The organism is Georgenia sp. (assembly GCF_054605595.1).
The window spans coordinates 1-14515 of the sequence record NZ_JBTSDU010000029.1; the positions used below are offsets into that span (position 1 = coordinate 1).

Annotated in this window: 13 protein-coding genes and 1 pseudogene; 4 read left to right on the forward strand and 10 right to left on the reverse strand. The window is 73.4% G+C overall.

Translation table 11 applies throughout. The features are described from left to right. Positions 1-136 precede the first annotated feature (136 nt). Positions 137-367 (reverse strand): hexameric tyrosine-coordinated heme protein, encoded by a 231-nt coding sequence (locus ACYC1Z_RS05560; RefSeq protein WP_461408547.1) that lies wholly within the window; start codon positions 365-367, stop codon positions 137-139. Between the two features lie 344 nt (positions 368-711). Here ACYC1Z_RS05560 and ACYC1Z_RS05565 point away from each other — a divergent pair, with 344 nt between their 5' ends. Next, positions 712-2259 (forward strand): HNH endonuclease signature motif containing protein, encoded by a 1548-nt coding sequence (locus ACYC1Z_RS05565; protein ID WP_461408548.1) that lies wholly within the window; start codon positions 712-714, stop codon positions 2257-2259. 178 nt (positions 2260-2437) lie between these two features. Here the strand turns inward: ACYC1Z_RS05565 and ACYC1Z_RS05570 are convergent, their stop codons facing one another. Then, positions 2438-2818, reverse strand: a complete 381-nt coding sequence (locus ACYC1Z_RS05570; protein WP_461408549.1) for a hypothetical protein — start codon at positions 2816-2818, stop codon at positions 2438-2440. A 110-nt stretch (positions 2819-2928) separates the two neighbouring features. Here ACYC1Z_RS05570 and ACYC1Z_RS05575 point away from each other — a divergent pair, with 110 nt between their 5' ends. Beyond that, positions 2929-4158: an alkaline phosphatase PhoX gene (locus tag ACYC1Z_RS05575; RefSeq protein WP_461408550.1), complete on the forward strand. Its 1230-nt coding sequence runs from the start codon at positions 2929-2931 to the stop codon at positions 4156-4158. A 249-nt stretch (positions 4159-4407) separates the two neighbouring features. Here ACYC1Z_RS05575 and ACYC1Z_RS05580 read toward each other — a convergent pair whose 3' ends face one another. From ACYC1Z_RS05580 to metG, 7 genes are all read right to left on the reverse strand, one after another. Beyond that, positions 4408-4686: an ATP-binding cassette domain-containing protein gene (locus ACYC1Z_RS05580; RefSeq protein ID WP_461408551.1), complete on the reverse strand. Its 279-nt coding sequence runs from the start codon at positions 4684-4686 to the stop codon at positions 4408-4410. An 88-nt stretch (positions 4687-4774) separates the two neighbouring features. Further along, positions 4775-5707 (reverse strand): 4-(cytidine 5'-diphospho)-2-C-methyl-D-erythritol kinase, encoded by a 933-nt coding sequence (locus tag ACYC1Z_RS05585; protein WP_461408552.1) that lies wholly within the window; start codon positions 5705-5707, stop codon positions 4775-4777. Continuing rightward, a complete protein-coding gene (gene rsmA, locus ACYC1Z_RS05590; RefSeq protein WP_461408553.1) occupies positions 5704-6645 on the reverse strand; it encodes a 16S rRNA (adenine(1518)-N(6)/adenine(1519)-N(6))-dimethyltransferase RsmA in 942 nt (313 codons plus the stop codon). Before rsmA ends, ACYC1Z_RS05585 begins: the two co-directional genes overlap by 4 nt. 194 nt (positions 6646-6839) lie before the next feature. Further along, positions 6840-8072: a G5 domain-containing protein gene (locus tag ACYC1Z_RS05595; RefSeq protein WP_461408554.1), complete on the reverse strand. Its 1233-nt coding sequence runs from the start codon at positions 8070-8072 to the stop codon at positions 6840-6842. Between the two features lie 222 nt (positions 8073-8294). Next, a complete protein-coding gene (locus tag ACYC1Z_RS05600) occupies positions 8295-9434 on the reverse strand; it encodes an aggregation-promoting factor C-terminal-like domain-containing protein (protein WP_461408555.1) in 1140 nt (379 codons plus the stop codon). Between the two features lie 264 nt (positions 9435-9698). After that, a complete protein-coding gene (locus ACYC1Z_RS05605; RefSeq protein WP_461408556.1) occupies positions 9699-10643 on the reverse strand; it encodes a TatD family hydrolase in 945 nt (314 codons plus the stop codon). A 13-nt stretch (positions 10644-10656) separates the two neighbouring features. Then, positions 10657-12462 (reverse strand): methionine--tRNA ligase, encoded by a 1806-nt coding sequence (gene metG, locus ACYC1Z_RS05610; protein ID WP_461408557.1) that lies wholly within the window; start codon positions 12460-12462, stop codon positions 10657-10659. Positions 12463-12585: 123 nt separating this feature from the next. Here metG and ACYC1Z_RS05615 point away from each other — a divergent pair, with 123 nt between their 5' ends. After that, positions 12586-13182, forward strand: a complete 597-nt coding sequence (locus ACYC1Z_RS05615; RefSeq protein WP_461408558.1) for an isochorismatase family protein — start codon at positions 12586-12588, stop codon at positions 13180-13182. A gap of 47 nt (positions 13183-13229) precedes the next feature. Here ACYC1Z_RS05615 and rsmI read toward each other — a convergent pair whose 3' ends face one another. Next, entirely contained in the window at positions 13230-14075 is an 846-nt protein-coding gene (rsmI, locus tag ACYC1Z_RS05620) for a 16S rRNA (cytidine(1402)-2'-O)-methyltransferase (protein WP_461408566.1), read from the reverse strand. Positions 14076-14233: 158 nt separating this feature from the next. Here rsmI and ACYC1Z_RS05625 point away from each other — a divergent pair. Then, positions 14234-14515, forward strand: a pseudogene (locus ACYC1Z_RS05625) (phospholipid carrier-dependent glycosyltransferase); the annotation flags it as partial.

The window sequence follows — 14515 nt, forward strand, 5'->3', positions numbered from 1 at the left end:
TCTGGGTCTCGACGGACCTGCCGATCTCTGCGGACCGGGCGATCTCTGCAGACCGGTCCGACCCCGGTGACCGGGTCGGGCCGCTGCAGACCGGGCGGACCCCGGTGACCGGGTCGGGCCGCGTGGCCCAGGCGGTCTAGCCGCGCCAGTAGTTGTTGGCGGCGGCAACCGTCGCGAACTCGATCGCCACCACGTGGGCGGCGGCAGTCAGCGAGTCGGCGGCGGTGGCGTAGCCCGGTCGGAGCAGCTTGCGGGTCTCGGCGTCCGGTTGGATCGCACCGATCGACTTGCGGGCCATGGCGATCGCGAGCTCACGTCCCTCCTGGGGTGTCGCCGTGATCAGGGTGTTGCCGGGGACGAGTTCCATCGGTGGGTCCTCCTCGTGTGTTCCGCCTCGAGCGAGGCGTTGCGGCTCTTTCTCGCATGCTGCCACCTGTCGCCCGACCGGTCCATAGCCGGTGAAGAACCCGCGGCCTGCACCGATCAGCCTGACCCTTCCGCGGCTCGAGCGGGTCGCCGCTCCGCCTCACCAGCGCCCGCGACGACTGCCTGCTCAAGCGCATCACGTCGTCGCCAGCTGCATCCTCGATACCACCTCGTCCACAGATTTGGCGTGGTTTCGCCATTCCTCTTCCGCTCGAACACCCGTTCGGATACGGTGAGGGCAGGTGTCGACGACGAGGTCGAACCGTGAGGTGAAGGGGTGAGGACATGTTTGCCGAGCCGCCCGGTCCCCCCGATGAGAGCCAGGTCGGCGGGCTATCGATCCTGAACGTCCACCTCGACCAGGTGAGCACGCAGCTTGCCGAGGTGAACGGGATGGACCTGCTGGCGCTGGCCTCTCAGGAGCTGCTCGACGCCATCCGAAGGGTCGAGACCCTGCGCCGTCAGATCGAGGCCCTGGACGCCAAGGTCATCACCGCCGCCCAGGCCGACGGCGCATGGGCGAACTCCGGGGCGCGAACGTTCGCCGCGTGGTATCGCAGCGCGACAGGGCGGCACCGGACCACGGCCAACCGGCACGTGCGCCAGTCCCAGCTGCTGCGCGACGTGCTCCGGACGACCGCCGACGCGCTGGAGAACGGCGCGATCAGCGGCGACCATGTCGCGGCACTGACCAGCCACGCCGTGGACACCCCCGAACGCCGTGCGATGCTGCGCGATCCGGAGATGGGGGAGGATTTCCTGGTCGAGCAGGCCAAGGTGATGGGCGCGCCCGAGTTCCTTCATCTCGTCAAGCACTGGGCCATTCGCACGGACCCCGACGCGGCCGACCGGTCCTGGAAGTCGGACGCCGACCGCCAGGAGCTCGTCGTCGCCCCGACGCTGGGCGGCTACCACGTGCAGGGCTGGCTCACCACCGTCAACGGTCAGGCTCTGCTGGCGGCGTTGGACGCACGTACCGGCACCCCGGATGCCTCGGACCCGCGGACGACGGCACAACGCCGCAGCGACAGCCTCGTCTCCCTGGCACTGATGTCACTGGACTCGGGCATGCTGCGCCCCGGTGCGCGCATCCGGCCCCACATCTCGGTGAACGCGCCGCTCGACACCCTGCGACGTCTCATCGCCGCCGGCGCCCCCACCTCCGGCGGCACCCGCACAACCTCCGACGGCGAACACCCGGGCCGTCCTGGGGCCGCCGCCGGGGCTGGCGTCGGCACTGGTGCCGGTAGCGTCACCCACGCGGCACAGATCATCCCCGGATGCCTCGACTACACCCTCCTCGAGGGTGCGGAGGCAGCCACCCTGACCGACGGTGAACCGATCAGCCACCAGCTGCTCTCCCGGCTCGCCTGCCAGGGGGCGTTCCACCGGGTGATCTTCGGGTCCGATTCCGAGATCCTGGACGTCGGACGGGAAGAACGCCTCTTCACCGCAGCCCAGACCCGGGCCATCATCGCCCGGGACCGCAGGTGCCGGTATCCGGGGTGTGATGCTCCGCCGGGCGAGGGGGAGATCCACCACTCGATCTGGTGGTACGAACACTTCGGTACGACGGCGGCCGAGCTCGGTCTGCTGCTGTGCTGGTACCACCACGACTACGTGCACCGGCACGAGATCACGATCGAGCGTGTCGAGGGCGCGTGGCGATTCACCCGGCCGGACAGCACCGTGATCGTGGCGAGCTCCGCGCCCTCCCCCGTGGGAGCACGACCGCGCGTCACCGCACTCGTCGGCGCCGGGCCGCTGACCGCTCCGCCCCGAGAGAGCTCGCTCCCATCCACCGAACCACCCGAGGCCGGCCCGCCGGGCTGACCCGGGACCGGACCGTCGGACTCAGCGTCCGTGGCAGCAGCGGGCGTGACGGCTCGCCCCGACCGCGTGCTCCTGCCGTGCCTTCCCACCGTGCACTCCTGCCGTCCCCTTCCGACCGCGCGCTCCTGCCGTGCCTTCCCACCGTGCACTCCTGCCGTCCCCTTCCGACCGCGCGCTCCTACCGCACATTGACCTGCTCGAGCACGCGCACCCCGGCCACCGGCCCGGTGACGGTGAGGACCTCAGCAGCGACGTCGGCGGCCCGGACGACGTCCGCGACGCTGATGGCGTGCGCGGCGTCGAGAGCGAGCGCGGCGACCGTGGGGCCGGTGCCGGAGACAATGGCGGCCAGCGCCCCGGCCCGGTCCGCGGCGGCGAGCACGTCCCCCTGCTCGGGGCGCAGCTCGAGCGCCGCCCCCTGGAGGTCGTTGCGCAGGTGCGGGGCGAGGACGAGGGGGTCGGTGGCAGCCGCGCAGCGACTGACCACACCGCCCGACCGACGACGAGGCCACCTGGCTTCACCCTGGCCGGGGGGTTCGTAGCGTTCGTCGTGCGCCATCGCGACGACCGTTCCGGCAGCGGCCTCGCCCCGGCCGGAGTGCGTTCGCCTGCCGGTCACCTGGCGTCCCTACGTTCGGGGCACACCCACCACGAACGTAGGGAGATGTGATGCGCAAGAAGATCCTCACCGGCACCCTCACCGCCGGACTCCTCGTCACCGTCGCCGCCCAGGCCGGCGCCGCGAACGGGACGATGGCCTTCGAGCCGATCGACGGCTCCGCCTACGACCAGCAGACCACCGACTGGGACGTCCCGCTGGTCGCACCCGACGGGTTCACCCAGGAGCTCGTCGCCGACGAGACCGTCCTGGACATCTACGGCGGCGGCGCCGACGACCTCACCGACATGAACACGGTCAACGAGACCGGCCCGCAGGCAGGCCGCTACCTCATCCGCACCCACGAGGCGGGCTCGAACGGGGCGGTCTCCGTCGTCGACCTCGCCACCGGCGAGGCCCACGTCGTCGCGCAGGACGCCGGCTTCCGCCGGCTCGACGGGATCGAGTGGACCCCCTGGGGCACGGTGCTCTTCGCCGAGGAGACCGCGGGCGGACGCCTCTTCGAAGGCACCTTCGACGCCAAGGACCCCTTCGGTGAGATGGAATGGGTCGAGCGGCCCGAGGTCGGCATCCTCCGCCACGAAGGCATCGGTGCGAGCAACGACGCCGTCTTCGTCATCGACGAGCTCAACGGTGGCTCCATCTACAAGTTCGAGCCCACCACGCGCGGCGACCTCTCCGACGGTCAGCTCTACGCCCTCAGGCTCACCGGGCTCACCGACGCCGAGCAGGTCTGGAACCCCGGCACCTACACCGACAAGGTGGGTGCCTTCGAGTGGGTCGCGCTCGACATGGAGCAGGTCGCCGTCGACGCCGACGCCGCGGCGGACGCGGTGAACGCCACCGAGTTCGGCCGGCCGGAGGACGTCGAGCTCATCGGCCGGACGCTCTACGTCGCGAACACCTCCGAGGACCGGGTGGTCGCCATCGACCTGAAGGAGGAGGTCCTGACCTCCTTCGTCCATCCCGGCGACAACGTGCCGGTGGAGGACCGCGCCGCGGGCGTGACCGGCTTCAACGGCCCGGACAACCTCGCGAAGGGTCCCAACGGCCGTCTCTGGGTGGTCGAGGACAACGTCCCGTCGGACATCTGGGTCGCGGGGCTCGACAACGACCACGACGGCGCCGCCGACTCCGTCGAGCATTTCGCCTCGCTGAAGGACCCGGGCGCCGAGATCTCCGGCATCTACTTCGGCAAGGACCCCCGGACCCTCTTCCTCAACGTCCAGCACCCCGCCAAGGCCCTGGCCGACGGCACCTGGGCGGTCACCGCGCGCTGAGCTCGGGCAGCCGGACCGACGCGTCGTGCCCGTAGAAGGTCGTCCCGAGCACCCTGGCGGTGACTCCCCCACGACCGGAGCACACCGATGTGCAGCTGCTCCGGCCGCACCGCGACGAGCCCGCGTCCGTCGCTGACCTGGTCACCGCGCAGCAGCGGCAGTCGACCCAGCGGCGCCGGCGGCGACATCGTCGGGCAGGATCACGGCCTCGCCGGCGAACGTGGTGCCGGCGAGGTCGGCCAGGTCGCGCTAGAGCTGCTCGGGCACCGCGGCCTGGACCACCTGGCCTGCGCGCACGACGGCGACGCCGTCGGCGACGCTCAGCACCGCCTCCTGGTCGTGCGTGACCAGGAAGCCGGTCGCGCCGGAGGCGTGGAGGGCGTCGCGCACGTCCTGGCGCACGGAGGCGCGCAGTCCGGCGTCGAGCGCGGAGAGGGGCTCGTCGAGCAGGACGACGTCGGGGTCCGGCGCGAGCGCCCGGGCCAGGAAGACGCGCTGCGGCTGCCCGCCGGAGAGCTCGGCCGGCATGCGTGTGTCGAGGTCCGCCCGGACTCGGCGCCCGTGGCCGCAGCCGGCGTGACGGCTCGCCCCGACCGCATGCTCCTGCCTAGCGTGCCTACCGCACATTGACCTGCTCGAGCACGCGCGCCCCGGGCACCGGCCCGGTGACGGTGAGGACCTCAGCAGCGACGTCGGCGGCCCGGACGACGTCCGCGACGCTGATGGCGTGCGCGGCGTCGAGAGCGAGCGCGGCGACCGTGGGGCCGGCGCCGGAGACAATGGCGGCCAGCGCCCCGGCCCGGTCCGCGGCGGCGAGCACGTCCCCCAGCTCGGGGCGCAGCTCGAGCGCCGCCCCCTGGAGGTCGTTGCGCAGGTGCCGGGCGAGGACGAGGGGGTCGGCGGTCAGCAGCGCGGGCACCAGCGACGACGTCGCCCCGGCTGGTGGGCGGCCCGACCCCGCCGGGATGTGACCCTCGAGCCGGTCGAGCGCGCGGAACACCTCCGGCGTCGAGAGCCCGTCCGCCTGAACAGCGAGCACCCAGTGGTAGGTGCCACGGCTCATGACGGGGGTGAGGACGTCGCCGCGGCCCGTGCCCATCGCGGACATGCCGGTCAGCGCGAACGGGACGTCGGCGCCCAGCTCGGCCGCGAGCGCACCGAGCTCCTCGCGCCCGAGCCCGGTACCCCATAGCTGGTCGCAGGCCAGGAGAGCGGCAGCGGCGTCGGCGGACCCGCCGGCCATCCCACCGGCGACGGGCACCTCCTTGGTGAGCGTGAGGTGCACCCCGGCATGGGTACCACTGGCCTCGCGCAGCAAGGCGGCGGCACGGAAGGCCAGGTTCGTGGAGTCGGTCGGCAGGTCGGTGCCACGGCCGTGGATCTCCAGCGTGATGTCCTCGCCCGGGCGGGCCACGACGTCCTCGTAGAGGGAGACGGCCTGGAAGACGGTCTCCAGGGGGTGGTAGCCGTCCGCGGCGGGCTCACCCACGCACAGCGTCAGGTTGATCTTGCCGGGTGCGCGCACGCGCACCGCCGGTCGGGGGCTCACGGTGCCAGCGTGCCAGACGCCGCGCCGCCCGCACCACGAGCCGGGCCGTGCTCGGCGATGCGGGCGAACTCCGCGATCGACAGGCGCTCGCCCCGGGTCGCCGGGTCCACCCCTGCGGCCCGCAGCGCCACCTCAGCGGCCACCGGAGAACCCGCCCAGCCCGCCAGGGCAGCACGCAACGTCTTGCGGCGCTGCGCGAAAGCAGCGTCGACGACGGCGAAGACGGCTCCGCGGTCGGCCGACGTGGCGGGAGGCTCGCGCCGGGTCAGGCGCACCAGCGCGGAGTCGACGTTGGGTACCGGCCAGAACACCGTCCGCGAGATGGTGCCGGCGCGGGCGGCGTCGGCGTACCAGGCCGCCTTGGCGGACGGGATGCCGTACGTGCGCGAGCCCGGCGGGGCCACGATGCGGTCCGCGACCTCCGCCTGGACCATGACCAGCAGGTCCGTGACGCTGGGCAGCACCTCCAGGAGCGTCAGCAGGACCGGTACGGCCACGTTGTAGGGCAGGTTCGCCACCAGCCGCGTGGGCATTCGGTTCACGGAGATGCGGGCACGGACGGCGAGATCGTCGGGGCCGGTGATGCTCATGGCGTCGGCGGTCAGCACCGCGACTCGTTGGTCGGCCCCGGGAACCCGGGCGGCCACGGTGGCCGGTAGCGCCGCCGCGAGGGTGGGGTCGATCTCGACGGCGACGACGACGGCGCCGGCCTCGAGGAGCGCGAGGGTGAGCGAGCCCAGCCCCGGGCCGACCTCGAGGACGACGTCACCCGGCTCGACACCCGCGGTGCGGACGATGCGGCGCACGGTGCCACCGTCGTGGACGAAGTTCTGACCGAGCGTCTTGGTCGGCCGCACTCCCAGGGTGTTCGCGAGCGCGCGCACGTCGGCCGGGCCGAGCAGGGCACTCGGGGGTGCGGCGGCGGGTTCGGTGGTCACGTCGTCGAGCGTAACCGGCGCGGGCACGAAGGAGCGGCGGGCGCCCCGGCTGTCCGGGGCACCCGCCGCTGCGTCAGTGCTGTCAGGCCGGCTGCGTCCGTGGCTGCTGTCAGGGCCGCTGCGTCAGTCCTGTCAGGCCGCTGGGCGGTGCTGTCAGGGCATTGCAGGGGTTGCTGTCAGAGCAGGGGTTGCTGTCAGAGCAGGCCGAGCTTGGCCGCACAGTACGGCCACTGGCCCCAGCCGGAGCGGGCCTGCAGGGCCTGGGCACGCTGCGTCTGCTCGGCGGCCGAGGCCTGCGAGGGCAGACCGGCGCCCCCGACGGACTGCCAGGTCCCCACCGAGAACTGGTAGAGGCCGTGGTAGAGCCCGTTGCTGCTGACGATCGTGGGGTTACCGCCGGACTCACACTGCGCGAGCGCGCCCCACACGCCGCCCGCGACCGGCGCAGCCGCACCGGCCGGCGCGGGTGCCGGGGCCGGCGCGGGTGCCGGGGGACGCTCGGCGGTACCGACCGCGACGATCCGTTGGACGGGCTCGGTGGTGACCGCGTCACCGGCCGGGGCGGTGTGGACCTCCTGCCCGTCGATCGTCACGGTGGCGAAGGTGCGGGTCCGTTGGCCGGGGGCACCGGCCTGAAGCACGCGCGTCTGGCCCTGGTAGAGGTCGGCACTCTCGCGCTCGACCGTCTCGAAGGCGATCTCCTCGGTCACGGTGCGCTCGCCCTTGACGACGCGGGCGACGACGACGCGCGGCACGCCACCCTCCCCTGCGGCGATGGTGACCCGGTCGAGCGGGGCGGCCTCGATGCCCGCCGCCGCCAGCGCGTCGGAGACTTGGCTGGCGCCGTCGAGCGTGACACGGACGGTCTGGCCGTCCGCGACGACGTCGACCTCGCCGCCGACGACCAGCGGCAGGTCCTCGCGGGCGTTCGAGCGGGACGCGGCCACGGCGATCGTCCGGCCGGACCCGACGAGGCTGGCGACGATGTCGCCGGACGTCTGCTCGGTGGTCCACACCTCCTGGGTGACGCCGTCGATCTCGACGGTGACCGGGCGCGCCGTGCGCACGACGACGTCGGCACCATCCGTCAGCGCGGTGTCGGCGCCGGGGGCGAGGAGGTCGTGCTCGGAGATCTTGATGCCCTGCTCGTCGAGGAGGCCGGCGACCGATCCGGCGAACGTGGTCAGCTGATGGCTCTCACCGTTGATCTCGAGCTCGATGCTCTTGTGCGCCTGGGCAGTGGTGGCGGCGGCAGCTACGAGCACCGGCACGATGCCGAGTGCGAGCCAGCGGCGGCGGCTCTTTCTGGGTGTCTCGACGCGGGGTGTCTCGACGCGGGTGGCGGAGACGGGGGCGGAGCTGGACTGGAGGGTGGGGCTGGACTGGGGGTCGGAGCTGGACTGCAGGTCGGGGTGGTTCGCGCTCACGAGGATCCTTCGACGAGCGGCCCGGGCACAGAGCGCCGTGGCACCGGTCGAGGCGAACCTCGGTGCGCGGAGCGCATGGTGCACGGCCGGTCTGATCCGGCTGTCGGTGCGGGCGGGGCCCGCGGGCGGCGCCGCAGCGGCGGGCCGCCGAAAACGTAACCGATCTGTTATCGAATGTCTACGCCAGATTCACCCAGGGCAGGCGATCGTGACGGACCCCACTCAGTACCAGCCGACCCGGTAGGACTGCGCCAGGGCGTTGCAGGGGTTGCCGTAGCGGCCGCCGATGTACCCCAGGCCCCAGGTGATCTGGGTGGCGGGGTTGGTGGCCCAGTCGGCGCCCGCGGAGGCCATCTTCGAACCGGGGAGCGCCTGGGGGATCCCGTACGCGCTGGAGTACGGGTTGTCGGCGTACGGATCCCACCCGGACTCCCGTGCCCACAGGGTGTCGAGGCACTGGAACTGGTCCGCTCCCCAGCCCCGCTCGGCGGCGAGCTGCCGCCCGATCGCGCGCGGGTCCGAGCCGGAGTAGGTCTGCGCGGTCGCGGCCGGAGCCGCTGGCACGGTCGCGGTGCCCACCCGCACGACCTCGTCGACCTTGGTGGAGCGGACCACGGAGGCCAGCAGCTCGCGGCCCACCTCCTCGTCGCCGGCGCGTCGGACGGCGTAGGTGTCGCTCGCGACGCCGACGACGCCCTTGGTCTCGACGACGCGCTGCCCGGCGGGCAGCGACGGGTCCTGCTCCTCGACGGTCGCGAACTCCTCGACGTGCTCGACGGTCTCGTGCTCGGTGGTCACCCGGCGGATCTCGACGCGCTCCGCGTGGGGGACGGCCCCTGAGAGCTCGGCCGAGACCAGGTCGTCGGCGCCGACGACGATGCCGGCCTCGCTGAGCGCCTCGCCCAGGGTGGTGGCGGTGGTGATGATCTCCTGCTCCGTACCGTCGACGACGGCGGTGAACGTGCGGGCCCCCTGGGCCTCGAGCGAGAGGCGCCCGACGACCTCGGAGCGTGAGGCGCTGTCGCCGGACCGTAGGGCGAGGGTGCCGGCCTCGGCGGTGCGGAGCCCACCGTCGGCGGTGACAGCCTCCGCGGAGTCCACCAGGACGGCGTCGACCGTGGCGACCCCGGTGCCGAGGACGATGGCGCCGAGCACGCCCACCCGCAGGGCCTGCGCGGCGGCGTTCGGCAGGCCGAGTGTCCCGGCGCCGGCGGTGCGCGACTGGGCGCGGCGCGGGACGGGCTGGGTGACCGCGCGGGCGGCGCGCCGCGATCCGGGCGCGAGCGCGCCGGGGGCGCGACCCGATCCGGGCGCGGGGACTACGGACGCGGCGGCGCCGGGCGCGGAGGTGTGACGTCCCACGAGGTGATCGTCCTGTCTTGGAGGGAGACTGGTTCCAGGAGCGACCGTAACCGATTCGTGACCTTTCACAAAACCCGGTCGGTCGAACGTGTGGACAGGCTCACCGGTCGACCTTCGGATTCGCGCCGATGGGCGGCCACCCGATCGGCTGCCACCCGACCCACCGACACCCGATCTACGGCCACCCGATCCGCCCACACCCGATCTACGGCCACCCGGTCACCAGGTGTCGCCCGACCGGCCGACACCCGATCCGCCGCCCGGTCACCAGGTGCCGTAGACGGTGTCGGTGTTGGCCACGAGCTGCAGGCACGTGTCCTCGAGGGGCAGGGCGAGCTGGTCCGCGACGGCGCGCACGGTGAGCGGGAGCACGTAGGACGCGTTGGGGTGGCCGCGGTACGGCGCGGGCGTCAGGTACGGGGCGTCGGTCTCCACGAGCACGAGCCCGGGGGGCAGCGCCAGCAGCGCGGCGCGCAGCTCGTCGTTGCGCTTGAAGGTGATCGGACCGGCGAACGAGGCGTACCAGCCGTGCTCGGCGAGCACGGCGGCGAGCTCGGCGTCCCCGGAGAAGCAGTGGAACACGGTGCGCTCGGGTGCACCGTCGGCCAGCAGCGTCTCGACGACGTCGCGGTGGGCGTCCCGGTCGTGGATCTGCACCGGTTTGCCGAGCTCCTTCGCCAGGGCGAGATGGTCGCGGAAGGCCCGGACCTGGTGCTCGCGGCCCCGCTCCCCGGTGCGGAAGAAGTCCAGGCCGGTCTCCCCGACGGCGACGACGCGCGGGTCCCGGGCGAGATCGGCGACGTGCGCGAACGCCTCGTCGAACGAGAGCCGGTGGTGCACCCGCACGGCCGGGTCGAGCCCGTCGGGCGCGACCTCGCGCACCCCGGCGTGCAGGGGGGCCTCGTTCGGGTGGATCGCCAGGGCGGTCGCCACCTGCGGGTACCGGTGCGCCAGGGCCAGCGACCCGGCGAGCGAGGGCACGTCGCAGCCGACCGTGAGCACCCGCGGCACCCCGGCCCGGGCGGCCCGGGCGAGTTGCTCGGTCATGGTCAGCGGCGCCTCGCCGGGCGGGAGCGCGACGTCGTCGTCGAACACCGGCTCGCCGTCGGCGTCGAGCACCGGGAAGTGGGCGTGGTTGTCCACCACGGGCGCGGGCAACGGTTCGGGCTCCGCGGGCCAGCCGCGTGCCTTGTCCTTCTTCTTCCCCACCGGTGCGCGCCCCTCAGGCGCCGGGGCGCAGGCGGGCGAGCTCGGCCTCGACGACGTCGTCGTCGAGCTTGGTGAACACCCGCGTCGGCTTCCCGACAGCGGCCCCCACGACCACCGGCCGCGGCCCCCACCCGGGGTAGCCGCCGTCGCCGTGGTGGTACTCGCCGGTGATGACCGGGTAGGGGTCACCACCGTCGAGGTCCTCGACCTCCGCGATCCGCGGCATCGGGGCGACCGCGCCGCTGCCGCCGATGACGGCGTCGACGGCGTTGGCGGAGTGCGGCAGGAAGGGGCTGAGCATGACGTTGAGGTCGCTGACGGCCTGGGCGAGCGTGTGCAGCACCGTGCCCAGGCGCTCGCGCTGCTCGGGCGCCTTGAGCTTGAAGGGTTCGGTCCGGGTGACGTAGGTGTTGGCCTCGCCGACCAGCCGCATCGCCTCGGCGAGCGCGGCGCGCTGACGCTGCTCGGCGATGAGGTCGCCGACGGCGTCGAACCCGGTACGGATCTGCGCGGCCAGCGCGGCGTCGATCTCCTCGAGCTCGCCCGGGGCGGGGACCTCGCCGAAGCTCTTCGCGATCATCGACGCGGTGCGGTTGACGAGGTTGCCCCACCCGGCGACGAGCTCGCCGTTGGTGCGGCGCACGAACTCGGCCCAGGTGAAGTCGGCGTCCTGCGTCTCCGGACCGGCGGCGGAGATGAAGTAGCGCAGGGCGTCGGCCTGGTAGCGCTCGAGCACGTCGCGCACGTAGATGACGACGCCGCGCGAGGAGGAGAACTGCTTGCCCTCCATGGTGAGGAACTCCGAGGAGACCACCTCGGTGGGCAGGTTCAGGGTGCCGAACTCGCCCGGCTCGCCGCCCCGGTCGCCGGCGCCGTTGTAGGCGAGCAGCTCCGCGGGCCAGATCTGGGAGTGGAAGACGATGTTGTCCTTGCCCATGAAGTAGTAGGACAGTGCCGCGGGGTCGTTCCACCAGGCGCGCCAGGCCTCGGGGTCCCCGGTGCGACGCGCCCACTCGATGGAGGCGGAGAGGTAGCCGACGACGGCGTCGAACCAGACGTAGAGCCGCTTGGTGGGCTGGCCCTCCCAGCCCGGCACGGGGATGCCCCAGTCGATGTCGCGCGTCATGGCGCGCGGCTTGATGTCCGCCAGGAGGTGCTGGGAGAACTTGATGACGTTGGGGCGCCAGGTGCCGGCGGCCGCGCGGCCGTCCAGCCACCGGCCGAGCTCGGTCGCGAGCGCGGGCAGGTCGAGGAAGTAGTGGTTGGTCTCGACGAAGTTCGGCGTCTCGCCGTTGATCTTGCTGCGCGGGTCGATCAGGTCCGTGGGGTCGAGCTGGTTGCCGCAGTTGTCGCACTGGTCGCCGCGGGCCTCGCCGTAGCCGCAGATCGGGCAGGTGCCCTCGATGTAGCGGTCGGGCAGCGTGCGGCCCGTGGAGGGGCTGATGGCCGACTGCGTCGTCCGCTCCACCAGGTAGCCGTTGTCGCGCACGGTGCGGAACATCGCCTGGGTGACGGCGTAGTGGTTACGTGAGGTGGTGCGCGTGAACAGGTCGTAGGTGAGGCCGAGGGCGACGAGGTCCTCCACGATGAGCCGGTTGTTGCGATCCGCGAACTCCTTCGCGGTGACGCCGGCCGCGTCCGAGGCCACCAGGATCGGGGTGCCGTGCTCGTCGGTGCCCGAGACCATCAGGACGTCGTGGCCCGCCATGCGCATGTAGCGGGAGAAGACGTCGGACGGGACGCCGAAGCCGGCGACGTGACCGATGTGGCGGGGCCCGTTGGCGTAGGGCCACGCCACGGCGGAGAGGATGTGCGTCATAGGGGTCAGCGTAGTTGGCGGCGCGGGCCGTCCGTCCGGGGTGCCGATGGGCAGCAGGACGATCGCGAGGAGGCCCGTGGTGCAGGATCATGGGGTTCGTCCCCGACCGTGGAGAAGACCGACATGAGCACCCAGGACACCCGACCCGCCCGACGCGCACTCATCCTCGTCGACGTCCAGCCGACGTTCTGCGAGGGCGGCGCCCTGCCGTCCCCCGGCGCGAACGCCGTCTCGGAACGCGTGGCCGAGTACACGGCGGCGCACCGGGCCGGCTACGCCGTCGTCGTCACCACGCAGGACTGGCACATCGACCCCGGCGCGCACTTCTCGCCGACGCCGGACTTCGTGGACACCTGGCCGCCACACGGCGTCGCCGGCACGGCGGAGGCCGAGCTCCACCCGGCCCTGGCCGACCTGACGTTCGACGCCTCCGTGAAGAAGGGCATGTACGCGGCCGCGTACTCCGGCTTCGAGGGCGTGGACGACGACGGGCGCACCCTGGCACAGATCCTCGACGCCGCGCGCGTGACCGAGGTCGACGTCGTCGGGCTCGTGGAGTCGCACTGCGTGAAGGAGACGGCGCTGGACGCCCGGCGGCTCGGCCTCGCCGCACGCGTGCTCACGGATCTCACCGTGCCGGTCAGCCCGGAGCTCGGGGCCAAGGCCCGCGAGGAGATGGCCGCGGCGGGCGTCGAGCTCGCCGAGTCCGGGATGGCCTGAACCGGGTTCACGGGGCTGTCATGGGGCAGTCACGGGGCCTGGGGCTGTCACGGGGCTGTCACGTCGCGCGCGTCGAGGGCGCCCTGGTAGAGCTCGCGCCTGCTCAAGCCGGTCTCGGTGGCGACCGTCGCGGCGGCGTCCTTGAGGCGGACCCCGGTCTCGGCGAGGTGGACCACCCGGTCCACGTGGTCGGCCAGGCGCGGCACGGCCGGGGCCGCGCCGGCGACGACGACGGTGACCTCGCCGCGCACACCCTCGCCGGCCCACCGCGCGAGCTCGTCGAGGGGGCCGCGGCGCACCTCCTCGTACGTCTTCGTCAGCTCCCGGCACACGGCGGCGGGGCGGTCCGGACCGAATGCCGCCGCCATGTCCTCGAGCGTGGCGGCCAGGCGGTGCGGCGACTCGAAGAAGACCATCGTGCGCGCCTCGGCCGCGAGCGCCGCGAGCGCCCGGGCCCGGCCCCCGCCCTTGCGGGGCACGAATCCCTCGAAGCAGAAGCGGTCGGTCGCCAGCCCCGAGATCGCGAGCGCGGTGAGCACCGCGGAGGGTCCGGGCACCACGCTGACCCGCACACCGGCATCGGTCGCGGCCCGCACGAGGCGGTAGCCGGGGTCGGACACGGACGGCATCCCGGCGTCCGAGACGACCAGGACGCGCGCGCCGTCCTGGGCCGCCCGGACCAGGTCGGGGGCACGCTCGTCCTCGTTGTGCTCATGGAAGCTCATTACCCGGCCCGTCACCTTGACGCCGAGGCGCCCGGCCAGCGCCCGCAGGCGCCGGGTGTCTTCTGCCGCGACGATGTCGGCCTCCTGGAGCGCGCGCCGCAGGCGCGGCGGGGCGTCGGTGGCGTCGCCGATGGGGGTGGCGGCGAGCAGGACGACGCCCGGCTCCATGGGGGCCGGGCCTGAACCGGCGAGCACCTCGGCCGGCTCGGGCGCCTCGGCGTCGGCGGGCACGGGCACCTCGGCCGGCACCGTCACCTCGGCCGGCTCGGTCACCTCGTTCGGGGATGTCACCGGGTCAGTCTCCCCCATGCACCTAAACTCGCGGCGTGAGCCTGCCCCACCCCGGTGCCGTCGGCGACGTGCCGACCGGCGCCGCGGACCGCCCGCGGCACCGTGCGGGCGGTGCCGGCCCCGGACCGGTGGCCGGCCCCGCACCGGCCGAACGCATCCGGCGGCTCGAGGACCGCCTCCGGGGCCGGCTCGGCCTGCGGCCCCTCGGCGCCGTCATCGAGCCCGCCGCCCGGCTGTGGGGCTGGCTCGGGCCGCTCGCGGTGACCGCACTGGCCGCCGTGCTGCGGCTCGTCAACCTCGACCACCCCGGTCGGGGC

Coding starts and splice junctions, on each gene's coding strand:
- ACYC1Z_RS05615 (WP_461408558.1), top strand. CDS start 12,586: ATGAGCACCCAGGACACCCGACCCGCCCGACGCGCACTCATCCTCGTC.
- ACYC1Z_RS05565 (WP_461408548.1), top strand. CDS start 712: ATGTTTGCCGAGCCGCCCGGTCCCCCCGATGAGAGCCAGGTCGGCGGG.
- ACYC1Z_RS05580 (WP_461408551.1), bottom strand. CDS start 4,686: ATGCCGGCCGAGCTCTCCGGCGGGCAGCCGCAGCGCGTCTTCCTGGCC.
- ACYC1Z_RS05560 (WP_461408547.1), bottom strand. CDS start 367: ATGGAACTCGTCCCCGGCAACACCCTGATCACGGCGACACCCCAGGAG.
- ACYC1Z_RS05575 (WP_461408550.1), top strand. CDS start 2,929: ATGCGCAAGAAGATCCTCACCGGCACCCTCACCGCCGGACTCCTCGTC.
- rsmI (WP_461408566.1), bottom strand. CDS start 14,075: ATGGAGCCGGGCGTCGTCCTGCTCGCCGCCACCCCCATCGGCGACGCC.
- metG (WP_461408557.1), bottom strand. CDS start 12,462: ATGACGCACATCCTCTCCGCCGTGGCGTGGCCCTACGCCAACGGGCCC.
- ACYC1Z_RS05570 (WP_461408549.1), bottom strand. CDS start 2,818: ATGGCGCACGACGAACGCTACGAACCCCCCGGCCAGGGTGAAGCCAGG.